Origin of the sequence: Pseudomonas sp. FP215, from assembly GCF_030687795.1 — a bacterium.
Taxonomy (GTDB): domain Bacteria; phylum Pseudomonadota; class Gammaproteobacteria; order Pseudomonadales; family Pseudomonadaceae; genus Aquipseudomonas; species Aquipseudomonas salmasensis.
Window position 1 is genome coordinate 5,549,221 of sequence record NZ_CP117447.1, and the last position, 16,224, is coordinate 5,565,444.

Consider the following 16,224-nt stretch of genomic DNA (forward strand, 5'->3'; position numbering starts at 1 on the left):
CCTCTTAGTGTTTGTCACGGCGAAAGAACGCCAGGCGCTCTTCATCAAGCGTCAGGCCCAGGCCTGGCGCAGTGGACACATGCAGCTGGAAATCGCGGTACACCGGTGGCTCGGCAAGAATGTCTTCAGTGAGCAACAGCGGGCCGAACAGTTCGGTGCCCCACGTCAGGGTGTCCAGCGTGAGAAAGGCATGGGCCGAGGCCAGGGTGCCAATGCCACCTTCAAGCATGGTGCCGCCGTACAGGCCGATGCCAGCCGCTTCGGCAATCGCCGCCGTGCGCAATACGGCGCGAGGGCCGCCGTTCTTGGCGATCTTGAGGGCGAACACCGTGGCCGCACCTTCACGCGCCAGGTTGAAGGCGTCTTCCACACATTCGATAGATTCATCGGCCATGATCGGCACCGGGCTCGACAGGTTGAGCCGGGCCATGCCGCCACGGTTATTGCGTGAGATCGGTTGTTCGATCAGGTCGATACCGTGGTCACCGAGCACCTTGCACGCCCGCAGGGCCACGGCTTCATCCCAGGCCTGGTTGACGTCGACGCGTACGCTGGCGCGCTCGCCCAGGGCTTTTTTGATCGCGATCACATGGGCCAGGTCGCGGTCGACCTCGCCCGCGCCGATCTTCAGTTTGAAGAGGCGGTGACGGCGCAGGTCGAGCATCTTCTCGGCCTCGCTGATGTCTTGTTCGGTATTACCGCTGGCCAGGGTCCAGGCCACTGGCAACGCATCACGCACACGTCCGCCAAGCAGCTCGCTGACCGGCAGCCCGAGGCGTTTGCCGAGGGCGTCGAGCAAGGCGCTTTCGATACCGGACTTGGCAAAGGTGTTGCCGCGAATACTGCGCTCCAGGCGCAACATCACCGCGTTGACGTTACTCGCGTCCTGGCCGATCAGCAGCGGCGCGAAGTGGCGGTCGATGTTGACCTTGATGCTGTCGGGGCTCTCGTTGCCGTAACTCAGGCCACCGATGGTGGTGGCTTCACCAATGCCTTCGATACCGTCGGTACACCGCAGGCGGATGATAACGAGGGTCTGGTTTTGCATCGTGTGCATCGCCAGCTTGTGCGGGCGAATGGTGGGCAGGTCGACGATGACAGTTTCGATCGACTCGATGGCGCAAATCGGCATGGCAATACCCGTTGGGTTCTTTTTAGATTTGCGTCGATTCTGTTCCGCATTTTTTCGGGCTTCCAATATAGAATTGGTCTCGTGCAATACTCTTAAGGTATGAAAGGAGTCGATATGGAACTGCGTCACCTGCGCTACTTCCAGGTGTTGGGCGAGACCCTCAACTTCACCCGCGCCGCCGAACGTTTGCACATCGCCCAGCCGCCGTTGAGCCGGCAGATCCAGCAACTGGAGGATGAGCTCGGAGTGGTGCTGCTGGAACGCAGCCGGCCCTTGCGGCTGACAGAGGCCGGGAGGTTTTTCTATGAGCATGCCAATGTGTTGCTCGAACAACTGGGCAAGGTCTGCGACACCACCCGGCGCATCGGCCAAGGCGAGAAAACCTGGCTGGGCATCGGCTTTGCGCCCTCGACCTTGTACGGCGTGCTGCCGGAGCTGATTCGGCGCCTGCGCACGCACGAGGCCCTGGAGCTGGAGTTGGGTTTGTCGGAGATGACCACCTTGCAGCAGGTCGAAGCACTCAAGGCGGGCCGCATTGACGTGGGCTTCGGGCGTATTCGCATTGACGACCCGGCCATCGTCCAGCGTGTATTGGTGGAAGACCGCCTGGTGGCCGTGCTGCCCAGCGGTCACCGGTTGCTGGGCGCCCCGGCCACCCTCGCCCAGTTGGCCGCCGAACCCTTTGTGCTCTACCCCGGCAACCCGCGCCCCAGTTATGCCGACCATGTGATCGCACTGTTCGACGCCCATGGCTTGAGCGTGAAGGTGGCGCAGTGGACCAACGAATTGCAGACCGCTATTGGCCTGGTGGGTGCAGGCATGGGTGTGACGCTGGTGCCGGCGTCGGTGCAGGTGCTGCATCGGGCGGATATTGGCTATACGCCGGTGGTGGAGGCGACGGCGAGCTCGCCGATCATTCTGAGCCGACGGGTGAATGATCAGTCGCCGGGGCTGACTCATTGCCTGCAACTGGTTGAAGAGTTGATCTGAGATTTTCCAGGCACCCCATAGTCCATGTGGGAGCTGGCTTGCCTGCGATGGCGTTGGATCAGTTGGCATCGTATTGATTGGCCGACCGCTATCGCAGGCAAGCCAGCTCCCACATTTTGATCCCCAGCCGGTTCAAGTAACGCGCAGGCGCTTGCGCTGCAATGTCTGGCTGGGCGACTCATCGAACAGCTTGCGGTACTCCGCCGAAAACCGCCCCAAATGCGTAAACCCCCAACCCAGGGCGATTTCAGAGATGGTGCGGATCGAGCCCTGCTCCAGAATTTCCTGGCGCACCGCCCCCAACCGATGCTTCTTTAGATACGCCATGGGCGAGAGTGCAAAGTACTTGCGAAACGCATCGAACAGTTTGAACCGCGACACGCCCGCCGCCGCTTCCAGGTCTTCCAGGTGCAGCGCTTCACGGGCGTTGTCATGGATAAATTGCCGCGCGCGGATCAGGTAGTGCGGCAGTTTCACCCCCAGCACGTCGCGCAGTTCTTCAGAGTAGTTATTTGGTTGGGCCAGGATCAGGCCCTTGATCAGTGAGCTTTCCAGGTCGCGGGTAAACGCCGCCTGTTCGTACAATTCGCTGCTGCATTCCAGTTCGGCGATGAAGTAACGCGCCATGCGCCACCACGAAGCCGGGGCCCCGTCCACCGCATCCATCACCGACTCAAAGCGCAGCGGCGCATCGATGGGCCGTTGCAGCAAACCTTCCAGCGACTCGCTCATCGCCGCACGGGTGATCACCACCTGTAACTTGCGACAGTCACCGGAAATCGCCAGCACCTGATGCTCATTGGGTGAAATGATCACGCCCTGGTCGCGGTTGGAGCTAAGACGCTCACCGTTCTTGCTCAGCTCCTGCTCGCCCACCAACGGCAGGCTCAAGCTGTAGCTGCTGAAGTGCTCGGCGTCTTCGATGTCGATGGTCACATCGGTACCGTACTCGATCACGCCCAGGGTGGTGGCGCGAGATTTGAACACGTTGGCGCTGTGGTGAAAGCGCAGGCGCTCGGGCGTTGCCGTCGCCAGGCGATGGGGCCCGCAGATGCCGGACATCCAGCTGCACGCGCCCTCCAGGTCGAAGCGTTGAATATGAATATCGCGTGTCTGACTAGTCATCAGGGTGCACCCACGGCGGTTAGGCGTTTGCGCGCTCTGACGGCGCGTCGTTGAACCTCGACAGCAAGTTCCAGGCCACGCCAGCGCAGTTCTCACTGGGTGGATAGCAACGGTCGACTATGTGGATAAACCCCAGGGTTTTACCACCATCGCCCGCTATCACAGTAGCGCATGCCGTCACCGGCGCGCACCGCCATGGGTATTTGCTGCCCAACTTTGCGGCCTACGTTCCCCCATTAAGCGGATAGCCCGCCACCGCATCGCAGCCGCTTAATGGCTCACCGTTTAGCCATGATCAAAAGGTGCCTCCCATGAGTGGTGCAAGAACCGTCGAGCAATGGAAATCCTTTATCGAAAGCTGCCTGGACTTTCGCCCGGCGGATGAAGTGTTCCGCATCGCCCGCGACATGTTCACCGAGCCCGAGCTGTTCGACCTGGAGATGGAGCTGATCTTCGAGAAGAACTGGATCTACGCCTGCCACGAAAGCGAACTGGCCAATAACCACGACTTCGTGACGATGCGCGCTGGGCGCCAGCCGATGATCATCACCCGTGACGGCGAAGGCCGGCTCAACGCGTTGATCAACGCCTGCCAGCATCGCGGTACCACCCTCACCCGCGTGGGCAAGGGCAACCAGTCGACCTTCACCTGCCCGTTCCACGCCTGGTGCTACAAGAGCGATGGCCGACTGGTAAAGGTCAAGGCGCCGGGGGAATACCCGGAAGGTTTCGACAAGGCCACCCGCGGCCTGAAAAAAGCGCGTATCGAAAGCTATAAGGGCTTTGTGTTTATCAGCCTGGACGTGAACGGCACTAACAGCCTGGAAGACTTCCTGGGCGACGCCAAAGTGTTCTTCGACATGATGGTGGCGCAATCGGCCACCGGTGAGTTGGAGGTGCTGCCGGGCAAGTCCGCCTACACCTACGACGGCAACTGGAAGCTGCAAAACGAAAACGGCCTGGACGGTTATCACGTCAGCACCGTGCACTACAACTACGTGGCCACCGTGCAGCATCGCCAGCAGGTCAACACCGAGAACGGCGCAGGTTCCAGCACCACGCTGGACTACAGCAAGCTCGGCGCCGGTGACGCGAATACCGACGACGGCTGGTTCGCCTTCAACAACGGCCACAGCGTGCTGTTCAGCGATATGCCCAACCCCAGCGTGCGCTCCGGCTACGCCACCATCATGCCGCGCCTGGTGCAAGAACACGGCCAGCAGAAGGCCGAGTGGATGATGCACCGCCTACGCAACCTGAACATCTACCCCAGCCTGTTTTTCCTCGACCAGATCAGTTCGCAGTTGCGCATTATCCGCCCGGTGGCCTGGAACAAGACTGAGATCATCAGCCAATGCCTGGGCGTTAAGGGTGAGTCCGACGCCGACCGCGAAAACCGGATTCGTCAGTTCGAAGACTTCTTCAACGTTTCCGGCATGGGCACGCCCGATGACCTGGTGGAGTTTCGCGAGGCCCAGCGCGGCTTCCAGGGCCGCCTGGAACGCTGGAGTGATATTTCCCGCGGCAGCCACCGCTGGGAAACCGGGCCGACACCCAACAGCGAGGCCATCGGCATCCAACCGGCGATGACCGGCACCGAATTCACCCATGAAGGCCTGTACGTCAACCAGCATCGCAACTGGCAGCAGTTTCTGCTCAAGGGTTTGGACCAGCGAGCTTTGACATTGCGGGAGGTGAAGTGATGAATGCGCCATTGCAGTACCAGATCGAGCAGTTCTTCTACCGCAAGTCCGAGCTGTGCGACGCCCAGGACTGGGACGCCTACGTGGAGTTATTTGACCCACAGAGTGAATTCCACCTGCCGCAATGGGACTCGGAACACGTCTACACCCAAGACCCCAAGCGCGAGATGTCGTTGATCTACTACGCCAACCGTTCGGGCCTGGAAGACCGCGTGTTCCGCCTGCGCACCGGCAAAGCCGCCTCCGCCACGCCGATGCCGCGCACCTTGCACCTGATCAATAACGTACGCATTGCCGAGCAGGCCGACGGCACGTTGGAGGTGCGTTTGAACTGGCACACGTTATTTTATCGCCTGGCCACGTCAGAGCAGTTCTACGGGCATGCCACTTACCGCCTCAAGCCTGCGGGCGACAGCTGGTTGATCATGCGCAAGCACGCCTTGCTGCTCAACGACACGATTAACTCGGTGCTGGATTTCTACCACCTGTAACGGTGGTGCATCGCCCTGTAGGAGCGAGCTTGCTCGCGAAAAACGTAAGTACGCCGCGTTCATTCAGGATGTCCCGCGTCATCGTTGACGTTCTTCGCGAGCAAGCTCGCTCCTACAAGGGGTTCATACTTATCCCCGGAGTTATGTGAATGAATCACAAAGTGGCCTTCAGCTTTGCCGATGGCAAAACCCTGTTCTTCCCGGTGGGCGCCCACGAAATTCTTTTGGACGCGGCCCTGCGCAACGGCATCAAGATCCCGCTCGATTGCCGCGAAGGCGTGTGCGGCACCTGCCAGGGGCGTTGCGAATCCGGCGAGTACACCCAGGACTACGTCGACGAGGAAGCCCTCTCCAGCCTCGACCTGCAACAACGCAAGATGCTCAGTTGCCAGACCCGGGTGAAGTCCGACGCCACCTTCTATTTCGACTTCGATTCAAGCCTGTGCAACGCCCCAGGCCCCGTGCAGGTGCGCGGCACGGTGAGCGCGGTGCAGCAGGTCTCGACCAGCACCGCCATCTTGCAGGTGCAACTGGACCAGCCACTGGATTTTTTGCCGGGCCAATACGCGCGTCTGTCGGTGCCCGGCACCGATAGCTGGCGCTCCTACTCCTTCGCCAACCGGCCGGGCAGTCAATTGCAGTTTCTGGTACGCCTGCTGCCCGATGGAGTAATGAGCAACTACCTGCGTGAACGCTGCCAGGTGGGTGATGAAATGCTGATGGAGGCGCCCTTGGGTGCGTTCTATCTGCGCCACGTCACCCAACCGTTGGTACTGGTGGCGGGCGGCACCGGGTTGTCGGCGTTGTTGGGCATGCTCGATGAGCTGGCCGTCAACGGCTGCACACAACCTGTGCACCTGTACTACGGCGTGCGCGGCGCCGAAGATTTATGTGAAGCGGCGCGTATCCACGCCTACGCGGCGAAAATCCCGAACTTTCGCTACACCGAAGTGCTGAGCGACGCCTGCGCCGAGTGGACGGGCAAACGCGGCTACCTCACCGAGCATTTCGACCTGGCCGAATTGCGGGACAGATCGGCGGATATGTACGTGTGCGGCCCCCCTCCGATGGTCGAATCCATCCAACAATGGCTGGTGGATCAGGCACTTGATGGCGTTCAGCTGTATTACGAAAAGTTTACGCAGAGTAATATCTGACCCTCAGCAGTTCTGAGGGGCCGATGCGGCGTGCAATCACCCTTGAGAAAAACAAGTAGAAGGGAATGTTAATGGCGGATGACATGGTTAACCCGGTGGGCCTCAAGCGAGGCCTGAAGAACCGGCACATTCAGCTGATCGCCTTGGGAGGGGCGATTGGTACAGGCTTGTTCCTCGGCTCGGCCGGGGTACTCAAGTCGGCGGGGCCGTCGATGATCCTGGGGTATGCGGTGGCCGGGTTTATCGCGTTCCTGATCATGCGCCAGCTCGGCGAGATGATCGTCGAAGAGCCGGTGGCCGGGTCCTTCAGCCACTTCGCACACAAATACTGGGGCGGTTACGCAGGCTTCCTGGCGGGCTGGAACTACTGGGTGCTCTACGTGCTGGTGGGCATGGCCGAGTTGACGGCCGTGGGCAAGTACATCCAGTTCTGGTGGCCAGAGATTCCAACCTGGGTCAGCGCGCTGGTGTTCTTTGTCGCAGTGAACCTGATCAACACCCTGAACGTGAAGTTCTTCGGGGAGGCCGAGTTCTGGTTTGCGATCATCAAGGTGGTGGCGATTGTCGGCATGATCGTGCTCGGCTGCTACCTGCTGTTCAGCGGCACCGGCGGCCCGCAAGCCTCGGTCAGCAACCTGTGGAGCCACGGTGGGTTCTTCCCCAATGGCGGCATGGGGCTGTTGATGTCGATGGCCTTCATCATGTTCTCATTCGGTGGCCTGGAGCTGGTCGGCATCACCGCCGCCGAGGCCAGCGAACCGCGCAAGGTGATCCCCAAAGCGATCAACCAAGTGGTGTACCGCATCCTGATCTTCTACGTCGGCGCACTCACCGTACTGTTGTCGCTGTACCCGTGGGATCAACTGCTGCAAACCCTCGGCGCGTCAGGCGATGCCTACAGCGGCAGCCCGTTTGTGCAGATCTTCTCGCTGATCGGCAACGACACTGCCGCCCACATCCTCAACTTCGTGGTGCTGACCGCGGCGTTGTCGGTGTATAACAGCGGCGTGTATTGCAACAGCCGCATGCTGTTCGGCCTGGCCGAACAAGGTGATGCGCCCAAGGCGCTGATGAAGCTCAACAAACAAGGCGTGCCGTTGCGGGCGCTGGCGATTTCGGCGCTGGTGACGATGCTGTGCGTGGTGGTCAACTACGTGGCGCCGCACAGTGCGCTGGAGTTGCTGTTCGCGTTGGTGGTTGCCTCGTTGATGATCAACTGGGCGCTGATCAGCCTCACCCACATCAAGTTCCGCAAGGCCATGGGCGAGCAAGGCGTGACGCCGTCGTTCAAGACCTTCTGGTTCCCGTTCAGCAACTACCTGTGCCTGGCGTTCATGGTGATGATTATCGGGGTGATGCTGGCGATTCCGGGGATTCGCGAGTCGGTGTATGCGATGCCGGTGTGGGTGGGGATTATCTATATCGCCTACCGGTTTAGGATCAGAAACGGGAAGGTTGCAGTAACCCAGTAACCCCCTGTGGGAGCTGGCTTGCCTGCTCCCACAGTTGACTGTATTTCACCTAGAAAAAAGCCCCGGTAATCCGGGGCTTTTTGTTTAGAGCGTGGAGCGTACTCGCCAAAGTTCGGGGAACAACACCGTGTCGAGCATCTTGCGCAAATACCCCACGCCTTCCGTACCGCCCGTACCCGGCTGGAAGCCGATGATGCGCTCCACCGTGGTGACATGCCGGAAGCGCCACTGGCGGAACGAATCTTCCAGGTCGATAAACTTCTCGGCCAACTGGTACAAATCCCAGTAACGGCTCGGGTCGCGATACACCTCGCGCCAGGCCGCTTCCACCGATTCATCGTGCACCGTGGCGGCGGTCGGGTCGCGCTCGGCGCGCTTGGGATCAATCGCCAGCCCCGCCTTGACCATCAGGTTCACCGCTTCGTCATACAGCGACGGCGTGGCAATCGCCACCTGCAATTGCTGCAGCAATTCCGGGCGATGGGCATGGGGCCGCAGCAGCGCCGGGCTTTTGTTGCCGAGGATGAATTCGATCTCGCGGTACTGGAACGACTGAAACCCCGACGACTGTCCCAGGAACGGGCGAATTGCCTTGTATTCCGAGGGTGTCATGGTGGCCAGCACCGCCCAGGCGTGCACCAGTTGATCAAAGATGCGCGACACCCGCGCCAGCATCTTGAACGCCGGCGGCAGCTCACCCAGGCGCACGTGTTCGCGGGCGGCCTTGAGTTCGTGGAGCATCAGCTTCATCCACAGCTCCGAGGTCTGGTGCTGGATGATGAAGAGCATTTCGTTGTGGTCCGGCGACAGCGGGTGCTGGGCACTGAGGACTTTGCCCAGGTCCAGATAGTCGCCATAGCTCATGGACTCGGAGAAATTCAATTCGGCGTTATGCCATTCTTCCGTGGGCTGGTTATCGGCAGGCTTATAGTCTGGTGAGAAAGGACATTGGCTCATCGCGTGGGCTCCTTGAGCGGGCGGAGAATGGCGCGCACAGGGCTCGCGTCCAGGTTGGCGAAGCGCAGCGGCAGCGCGATCAATTCATAGTCGCCCTCCGGTACGTCATCGAGCACGATGCCTTCGAGGATCGCCATACCATGACGAGCCACGGCGTTGTGGGAATCCATGGTCTTGGACTGTTGCGGGTCCAGGGACGGCGTATCGATACCGATCAGGCGCACCCCCAGGCTGGCCAGCAGCTCAATGGTCTGTGGGGCGATGGCGGTGAAATTCGAATCCCATTCAGTGAGCGGCGCTTGTGGATAAGTACGCAGCAGCACACGCTCGGGCACGTTATCCACACGCCCTTGCAACTGATGGGGCTCAACCAACGCGCCGCTGCCCAGGCAATGCAACACTCGGCAAGGGCCCATGTACACGTCCAGCGACACCTCGCCAATCGGCGCACCGTCTGCGCTGTAATGCAGCGGCGCATCCACATGGGCGCCCGTGTGCGGCGACAGCGTCACGCGCCCCACATTCACCGGGCACTCCGGGCCGAACTGCCACACGCGCTCTTCCTGAAACGGCGTATCACCCGGCCAGGTCGGGGTGGCCGTGCTCAAGGGCGGGCTGATATCCCACCACGTTTTTATTGGGTTCATTGCAAGGCTCTCACGGGGTACTGAGGTGAATGATACGAGGGCCAGCTCTGAATTTTCTTGCGAATTCTGGCGCGACATCGGAAATCTTTCGCAGTTACTGCGAGGAATTGATTTATTCACGCTGGGAAATTTCATTTGATGCCCCCTGTGGGAGCGGGCTTGCTCGCGAAAGCGGTGTGTCAGTCAATAATTTGTTTGACTGTCACACCGCTTTCGCGAGCAAGCCCGCTCCCACATGGATTTGCACTCTGCCCCGGGGATCGCATTCTGCTGCGCTTCTGGGCATACCGATGTCGAGTCCAGACCACCCGCCTTGGCTGCGACGCTATAGGGTTCGAATCTTCTTACCTTGCCTCGGAGTCATCATGTCCAAGCCCATCACCGTACTGCGCGACACCCACCCACTGCCGGTCCTGGATGCCTGCAAATGGGAAAAGCTCGAAGGCGACCCGCACACTGTCAACCTCAACGCCTACACCAGCGAAGACGGCAGCAAGATCATGGGCACTTGGATCTGCACACCGGGCAAGTGGTACGTGGAATACGTGAAGTGGGAATATTGCCATTTCCAGGAAGGTTACTGCGTGATCACGCCTGAAGGCATGGCGCCGATCCATCTGCGGGCTGGGGATATCTTTGTGGTGGAACCGGGGATGAAAGGAACGTGGGAAGTGGTCGAGACGGTGCGTAAGTATTTTGTGTTTGCATGAGTTAGCGATCAGACATGCTCACAAACAAAAAAACCGCCCTTAACGGCGGTTTTTTATAGTGCGGCTTAGCGGCACTGGCCAGCCAAGGGGCCTGCTGGCTCCATGTCCTTGCCGTGCTCAACAGCTGCGTTGAAAAATCGTTTCTGATTGGCCGACGTAGATCCGCCAAGCTTTTTAGCCTCGGCGCAAAACATCTCGACCCATTGCGCATCTTTCTGGTTAGTCGCTTTCATTAAACCAAGCCTCTGTCCAAGCCTTGTACATGCGCCCCATACTAGGTGTGCTCAACTGAAATCACAAGGCGCTGACTTTCGTCATAGCTGAACCCAAGTCGCTCGTATGTCGGTACGACGTCAGGACGTGGCTCCTGAATTTCGATACGAGAACAGCCAATAATTCGTGCGTATGAATCGATAGCGCCTAGTGCAAGCGCAGCAATCAAGCCCTTCAAGGGATGCTCGCTATCTGAGCTCCCTTCGAGTAGCACTATCTTGATCGTGACTTTACTGTTACGAGGCGTCGCATAACACAGGCCACACAATTGCTGGTCGTGCCAAATCGACAGATCAAACCCTCGGGCGTCCAACGCCTTCCAAGCAGGAACATCCTCCCAGGGAAATTGGGCGTCGCCTCCCCAAAGATAAAAAGCGTCAACCGCTCGCCCGTCAATAACGTCGAAACGCACTTTTGAAGCATCGAGCAACTGATGGCCCGATGAAGCCCATAGCTCGGAAAATGACGCCAGCGCAGACTTTCTCGCTTGAGATTGGAAGACCAGATATTTAAGGGAGCTTGAGTATCGACGTGCCATAAAGACCTGATTTTTACGGGTACAGTGGAATGATCACGAGGTAGCCCTAGCAGCGAAAAGGAGGAAACGTTAGCAAGATCGGGTGTAGCCTTGGGCCAACGATGAATTCAAGATCTTTCAGGCGTATTCGCCATGAACACTGGTCCCTCCGATGATCGATGAACACGAGAAAACAAAGATCGTCATCTTCACCGGCTCCGGCATCAGTGCCGAAAGTGGCCTGGACACGTTTAACGACCAAACTGGCCTGTGGATGAATCATCGTATTGAAGACGTAGCCACCCCGACGGCATGGCATAGGCATCCTCAAGAGGTTCTAGCGTTCTATAACGAATTGAGGATGAAGGCCTGTAACTCACAGCCCAATGCCGCGCACCTCGCCATCGCTGCGTTAGAGTCCCGATTTGATGTTGTAGTCATTACTCAAAACGTCGACGATCTGCATGAGCGTGCAGGCTCTAAGTGCGTTCTACATTTGCATGGCCAAATCAACTTGGCGCAAAGCACCGTCGATGAACAATTGATCTATAAGATTGACGAGTCCCCGATCCTTCTGGGCGACCTCTGCGAAAAAGGCAGCCAATTACGTCCCCATATCGTCTGGTATGGCGAAAACGTACCAAATATCGAGAAAGCACAGCTGCTTTTCAAAAGTGCGAAGAAAGTGCTGGTCGTGGGAACATCACTGACCACTCAGCCGGCCGCTGGCTTAGTTACCAAAGCCAGACACACGGCGGAGAAGGTCCTGATTGCGCTGGAGATTTCGCGCAAGCCTTACGGCTATGCGTTCATGCGAGGAAAAGCAACAAGCCTGGTGCCTTACGTCGTCGGATGCTGGCTCAACGGCCAGAAGGCACGCTAAGTATAAAACCAGGAGCCAACCCTCTGCTGGCCCCAGGAAAAAGGCGTTCTATTTGGGCTTGCGATAGCTGTTGATGATCGCCGAGAAGTCCTTGCCCCCCTCCCCGCGCTGGCTCATCGACTGGTACAACTGCTGGGCCACCGCGCCGAGGATCACCGGTTGGTGTGCCTGGCGTGCAGCTTCGGTGGCCAAGCCCAGGTCCTTGAGCATCAGATCGGCACCAAAACCACCGGTATAACCACGCGATGATGGCGCGGTCTCAATCACGCCTGGCCAAGGATTGTAGGTGTCGGAGCTCCAGCAACGCCCGGTGGAGCTGTTGATAATGCCCGCCAACACTTGAGTGTCGATGCCCAAGGCATCGCCCAGGGCCATGGCCTCACTGACGCCGACCATGCTGATACCCAGCAGCAGGTTGTTGCAGATCTTGGCGATTTGCCCAGTGCCGACATCACCACAGTGCACGATGTTGCGGCCCATCTGCGCCAGCACCGGTTGCAGGGTGGCGAACAGTTCCGGGTTGGCGCCGACCATGAAGGTCAGCGTCCCGGCCTGGGCACCGCCGGTGCCACCGGACACCGGCGCATCGGCCACTGCCACGCCTTGTTTGGCTGCCGCAGCCGCTACATCACGGATGGTTTGCGGGTCGATGGTGCTGCAGTCCACCGCCGGCACGCCTTTGCCGATGCCGGCGAGCACGCCGTCTTCCTTGAGCCACACGCTGCGTACATGGGCGGCGGCCGGCAGCATGGTAATCACCAGTTCGGCGCCTTGGGCGGCGTCACGCGGTGAGCTGCTGATGGTGCCGCCCAGTTCGGCGAGTTCCTTGAGTACGGCCTGGTTCAGGTCGAACAGGTTCAGCGCGTGGCCAGCCTTGATCAGGTTGCGGGCCATGGGCGCGCCCATGTTGCCCAGGCCGATAAATGCAATCTTCATGGTCGTCTCCCAGGTTCAGCGCAGGTTGATGGTGGTGTTGACGCCATCGTTGACCGTGTTGTCGTCGAACCAGCGGCTGGTGACGGTTTTGGTCTGGGTGTAGAACTGCACCACTTGCTTGCCGTACGGGCCGAGGTCGCCGAGCTTGGAACCGCGCGAGCCAGTGAAGCTGAAGAATGGCACTGGCACCGGAATCGGGATGTTGATGCCGACCTGGCCCACATCGATTTCGCTCTGGAATTTACGCGCCGCCGCACCGCTCTGGGTGAACAGGCCCGTGCCGTTGCCGAACGGGTTGGCGTTGACCAGAGCAATGGCTTCATCGAGGGTATCGACTTCCAGCACCACCAGTACCGGGCCGAAGATTTCTTCGGTGTAGATGCGCATGTCGGTGGTCACGCCCGAGAACAGGGTGGGGCCGACAAAGTTGCCTTGCTCAAAGCCCGGCACTTTGATGTCGCGGCCGTCCAGTTCCAGCTTGGCGCCTTGTTTCACGCCGCTTTCGATCAGTTCCAGGATACGTGCCTTGGCGCGTTTGGAGATCACCGGGCCGACATCCGTGCCCGCTTCGCTGCCGGCGTTGACCTTGAGCTTTTGTGCCAGGGCCTTGAGGTCTGGCAGCCACTGCTTGGCCGCGCCCACCAGCACCACCACCGAGGTGGCCATGCAACGCTGGCCCGCCGCGCCGAAACCGGCACCGACCAGGGCGTTGAGGGTGTGTTCTCGGTTAGCATCCGGCAGCACCACTGCATGGTTCTTGGCGCCCATCATCGATTGCACGCGCTTGCCGTGTTTGCCGGCCAGGTCGTAGACATGGGTGCCCACAGCCGTCGAACCGACGAAGGACACCGCCTTGATGTCTTTGTGAGTGCACAGCGCATCCACCACGTTCTTGCCGCCATGCACCACGTTGAGCACGCCGGCCGGTACACCGGCTTCCAGCGCCAGCTCTACCAGCAGCATGGTCGACAGCGGGTCTTGCTCGGAAGGTTTGAGGACGAAGGTGTTACCGCAGGCAATCGCCATCGGAAACATCCACAGCGGAATCATCGCCGGGAAGTTGAACGGGGTAATGCCGGCGCACACGCCGATAGGCTGGCGCAGGGTGTAGGTATCCACGCCGCCGGCCACGTTCTCGGCGAACTCACCCATTTGCAGGGTGCCGATGGAACAGGCGTGCTCCACCACTTCCAGGCCACGGAAAATATCGCCCTCGGCATCGGCAATGGTCTTGCCCTGCTCGGCGCTAAGGACCACGGCGATACGCTTGGAATGTTCGCGGATCAAGGCTTGCAGCTTGAGCATGATGCGCATGCGTGCGCCGATCGGCGTGAGTTTCCAGGTCTGGAACGCTTGATGGGCAGCGTCGATGGCCGCGTTGACTTCATCGGCCGTGGCAAACGGGACTTTGGCCAGCACTTGCTGGGTGGCGGGGTTGACGATGTCTTGCCACTCGGTGGTCTTGGACTCGACCCACTCGCCATTGATCAGCAACTTGACCGGTTGCACGGAAATATCGGCAGATGCGTTCATGTGGTCTCCAACTCTTATATTTATACAGAGACAAGGCGCGTGAATCGCCTTGAAGAATGAGGCGTTCGGACTGTTTTTGGAGTATAGATGTGCAAATCTCTAATAAGAACGCACATAAAAGCCGGTCCAATATGCAAAAAAACATCACCTCCCTGGGCGCCCTGAACTGGGACGACCTGAAGTTTTTCCTCGAAGTGGCCCGCACCCGCAAGGCCAGCGTCGCCGCCAAGCGCCTGGCGGTGGACTACACCACCGTGTCGCGGCGCATCAGCTCTCTGGAAGTGTCCCTCGGTACGCTGCTGTTCGAAAAATCCCGGACCAACGGCTTCGTGCTCACCAGCGAAGGCCAGCGGTTGCTGGGTTACGCCGAATCCATCGAAAGCACGCTGCACATGGCCTGCGAACAGGTGTCCGGCTCCGGCGTGGCGCTGTCGGGCCACGTACGCATGGGCTGCACCGAAGGTTTCGGCAGCTTTTTCGTCACCCCGCAACTGAGCCATTTCGTCGACACTTATCCTGCGATCTCGGTGGACATCCTGCCCCTGCCCCACTTCATCAGCCTGTCCAAGCGCGAAGCCGACATCGTCATCGCCCTGGAACGCCCGGAACACGGGCCGTATGTGTGCTGCAAACTGTGCGACTACACATTGCAGCTCTACGCCACCCAGGACTACCTCGACCAACACCCGCCGATCGGCAAACCTGCGGATTTGGCCGAGCATCCGTTTATCAGCTATGTGGATGATCTGGCCTTCAGCTCGGAGTTGCTGTACCTGGCCAATGTGGTGCCCGGCGCCAGCGCCAGCCTGCGCAGTACCAGCGTGATCGCCCAGTACGTGGCGGCCCAGCAAGGCCGGTCGATGGCGATATTGCCGTGCTTCCTGGCCGCGCAGGACCCGCGCTTGCTGCCGGTGCTGGGAGAGCAGATTACGATTACGCGGCAGTTCTGGATGTATTGCCGGGAGGATTTGAGGAAGTTGAAGCGGATTACGTTGTTGTGGGATTACATTCGAGAGGTAACAGAGCAGAACCGAGGGTTGTTGATGGGAGAGACGAGGGAAATGCGGTTTGCAGACTAAATGTGGGAGCTGGCTTGCCTGCGATAGCGGTGTATCAGCAGAAGCTATATCTACAGATCAACCGCCATCGCAGGCAAGCCAGCTCCCACATTTTGAACGCATTTCAGCTGGGGGAAGGTGAAACCACTTAGTCTGCGATCACTACAATCGACACCCGGCGGTTCTCGGTGCGGCCTGCTGGGGTCGTGTTCGACGCCACCGGCTCGCTGCTGCCCAGGCCGCGCAGTTGGATGTTTTCTTCTTTCATGCCCACGCGGGTCAGCACCTTGCCCACGCTTTTGGCGCGGCGCAGGGACAGGGCCACGTTGTAGGGCTCTTTGCCGGAGGCGTCGGTGTGGCCGTCAACGCGCACGCGCTCGATGCCGGCGCCAACCAGGGCGCTACCGATGCGTTCGACGATGTCGGTGCTGGGCTTGTTGAGGGTTTCGACGTCGCTGCCAAACAGCACTTTGCCGGACAGGCCGAAGGCCCAGCCTTCATCGGTCAGCTCGAAACCTTGTTGCTTGAGCACGGCGACTTGCGCCGGGGTCAGGCCTTTGGGTGGCGTCTGGCAGCCGCTGAGGGCCAGGAAGGCCACGAGCAAAGAAATAAATAAAACGCGTGTGTTAGCGAACAAGGG

17 protein-coding genes are annotated in these 16,224 nt (G+C 59.6%); 8 read left to right on the forward strand and 9 right to left on the reverse strand.

Annotated elements, in window-relative coordinates; translation table 11 throughout:
- Positions 1-4 precede the first annotated feature (4 nt).
- The gene (locus PSH76_RS25155; protein WP_305493089.1) at positions 5-1,132 is read right to left on the reverse strand and encodes a muconate cycloisomerase family protein; all 1,128 of its coding nucleotides are present in this window, start codon (positions 1,130-1,132) and stop codon (positions 5-7) included.
- Positions 1,133-1,246: 114 nt separating this feature from the next.
- On the opposite strand from PSH76_RS25155, the gene PSH76_RS25160 reads away from it, so the two are divergent.
- A complete protein-coding gene (locus PSH76_RS25160) occupies positions 1,247-2,122 on the forward strand; it encodes a LysR family transcriptional regulator (protein WP_032895320.1) in 876 nt (291 codons plus the stop codon).
- Between the two features lie 132 nt (positions 2,123-2,254).
- On the opposite strand, the gene PSH76_RS25165 is transcribed toward PSH76_RS25160, so the two are convergent.
- Positions 2,255-3,247: a helix-turn-helix domain-containing protein gene (locus PSH76_RS25165; protein WP_078468027.1), complete on the reverse strand. Its 993-nt coding sequence runs from the start codon at positions 3,245-3,247 to the stop codon at positions 2,255-2,257.
- Positions 3,248-3,558: 311 nt separating this feature from the next.
- Here PSH76_RS25165 and antA point away from each other — a divergent pair, with 311 nt between their 5' ends.
- The 4 genes from antA to PSH76_RS25185 all read left to right on the forward strand — a co-directional run bounded on the left by antA (position 3,559) and on the right by PSH76_RS25185 (position 8,070).
- Positions 3,559-4,950 carry an anthranilate 1,2-dioxygenase large subunit gene (antA, locus tag PSH76_RS25170; protein WP_138763273.1) on the forward strand — a complete coding sequence of 464 codons (1,392 nt, stop codon included), beginning with the start codon at positions 3,559-3,561 and terminating at the stop codon, positions 4,948-4,950.
- Complete coding sequence (gene antB, locus PSH76_RS25175; RefSeq protein WP_032895317.1) at positions 4,950-5,441, forward strand: anthranilate 1,2-dioxygenase small subunit; 492 nt, start codon at positions 4,950-4,952, stop codon at positions 5,439-5,441. Before antA ends, antB begins: the two co-directional genes overlap by 1 nt.
- Positions 5,442-5,590: 149 nt before the next feature.
- Positions 5,591-6,598, forward strand: a complete 1,008-nt coding sequence (antC, locus tag PSH76_RS25180) for an anthranilate 1,2-dioxygenase electron transfer component AntC (protein WP_305493090.1) — start codon at positions 5,591-5,593, stop codon at positions 6,596-6,598.
- A gap of 71 nt (positions 6,599-6,669) precedes the next feature.
- Complete coding sequence (locus PSH76_RS25185; RefSeq protein WP_005791366.1) at positions 6,670-8,070, forward strand: amino acid permease; 1,401 nt, start codon at positions 6,670-6,672, stop codon at positions 8,068-8,070.
- Positions 8,071-8,154: 84 nt separating this feature from the next.
- Here the strand turns inward: PSH76_RS25185 and kynA are convergent, their stop codons facing one another.
- Both kynA and kynB read right to left on the reverse strand, forming a co-directional pair.
- Positions 8,155-9,027 carry a tryptophan 2,3-dioxygenase gene (gene kynA, locus PSH76_RS25190; protein WP_305493091.1) on the reverse strand — a complete coding sequence of 291 codons (873 nt, stop codon included), beginning with the start codon at positions 9,025-9,027 and terminating at the stop codon, positions 8,155-8,157.
- Positions 9,024-9,674: an arylformamidase gene (kynB, locus tag PSH76_RS25195; RefSeq protein WP_034133668.1), complete on the reverse strand. Its 651-nt coding sequence runs from the start codon at positions 9,672-9,674 to the stop codon at positions 9,024-9,026. The genes kynA and kynB overlap by 4 nt, the downstream gene beginning before the upstream one ends.
- Before the next feature lie 365 nt (positions 9,675-10,039).
- Between kynB and PSH76_RS25200 the strand changes: the two genes are divergently transcribed.
- Positions 10,040-10,384: a cupin domain-containing protein gene (locus PSH76_RS25200; RefSeq protein ID WP_003194115.1), complete on the forward strand. Its 345-nt coding sequence runs from the start codon at positions 10,040-10,042 to the stop codon at positions 10,382-10,384.
- A gap of 65 nt (positions 10,385-10,449) precedes the next feature.
- On the opposite strand, the gene PSH76_RS25205 is transcribed toward PSH76_RS25200, so the two are convergent.
- Positions 10,450-10,617 carry a hypothetical protein gene (locus tag PSH76_RS25205; protein WP_305493092.1) on the reverse strand — a complete coding sequence of 56 codons (168 nt, stop codon included), beginning with the start codon at positions 10,615-10,617 and terminating at the stop codon, positions 10,450-10,452.
- Positions 10,618-10,658: 41 nt separating this feature from the next.
- The gene (locus tag PSH76_RS25210; RefSeq protein ID WP_032895313.1) at positions 10,659-11,195 is read right to left on the reverse strand and encodes a hypothetical protein; all 537 of its coding nucleotides are present in this window, start codon (positions 11,193-11,195) and stop codon (positions 10,659-10,661) included.
- A 151-nt stretch (positions 11,196-11,346) separates the two neighbouring features.
- On the opposite strand from PSH76_RS25210, the gene PSH76_RS25215 reads away from it, so the two are divergent.
- Positions 11,347-12,057, forward strand: coding sequence for a Sir2 family NAD-dependent protein deacetylase (locus PSH76_RS25215; protein ID WP_098950369.1), 711 nt, complete (start codon positions 11,347-11,349; stop codon positions 12,055-12,057).
- A 48-nt stretch (positions 12,058-12,105) separates the two neighbouring features.
- On the opposite strand, the gene mmsB is transcribed toward PSH76_RS25215, so the two are convergent.
- Positions 12,106-12,993, reverse strand: coding sequence for a 3-hydroxyisobutyrate dehydrogenase (gene mmsB, locus PSH76_RS25220; RefSeq protein ID WP_305493093.1), 888 nt, complete (start codon positions 12,991-12,993; stop codon positions 12,106-12,108).
- Positions 12,994-13,008: 15 nt separating this feature from the next.
- On the reverse strand, positions 13,009-14,526 hold the full coding sequence (locus PSH76_RS25225; protein ID WP_098950368.1) for a CoA-acylating methylmalonate-semialdehyde dehydrogenase: 1,518 nt from the start codon (positions 14,524-14,526) through the stop codon (positions 13,009-13,011).
- A gap of 131 nt (positions 14,527-14,657) precedes the next feature.
- On the opposite strand from PSH76_RS25225, the gene PSH76_RS25230 reads away from it, so the two are divergent.
- On the forward strand, positions 14,658-15,605 hold the full coding sequence (locus PSH76_RS25230; RefSeq protein ID WP_305493094.1) for a LysR family transcriptional regulator: 948 nt from the start codon (positions 14,658-14,660) through the stop codon (positions 15,603-15,605).
- A gap of 127 nt (positions 15,606-15,732) precedes the next feature.
- Here the strand turns inward: PSH76_RS25230 and PSH76_RS25235 are convergent, their stop codons facing one another.
- Positions 15,733-16,221, reverse strand: a complete 489-nt coding sequence (locus PSH76_RS25235) for an OmpA family protein (protein ID WP_032895308.1) — start codon at positions 16,219-16,221, stop codon at positions 15,733-15,735.
- Positions 16,222-16,224: the final 3 nt, after the last annotated feature.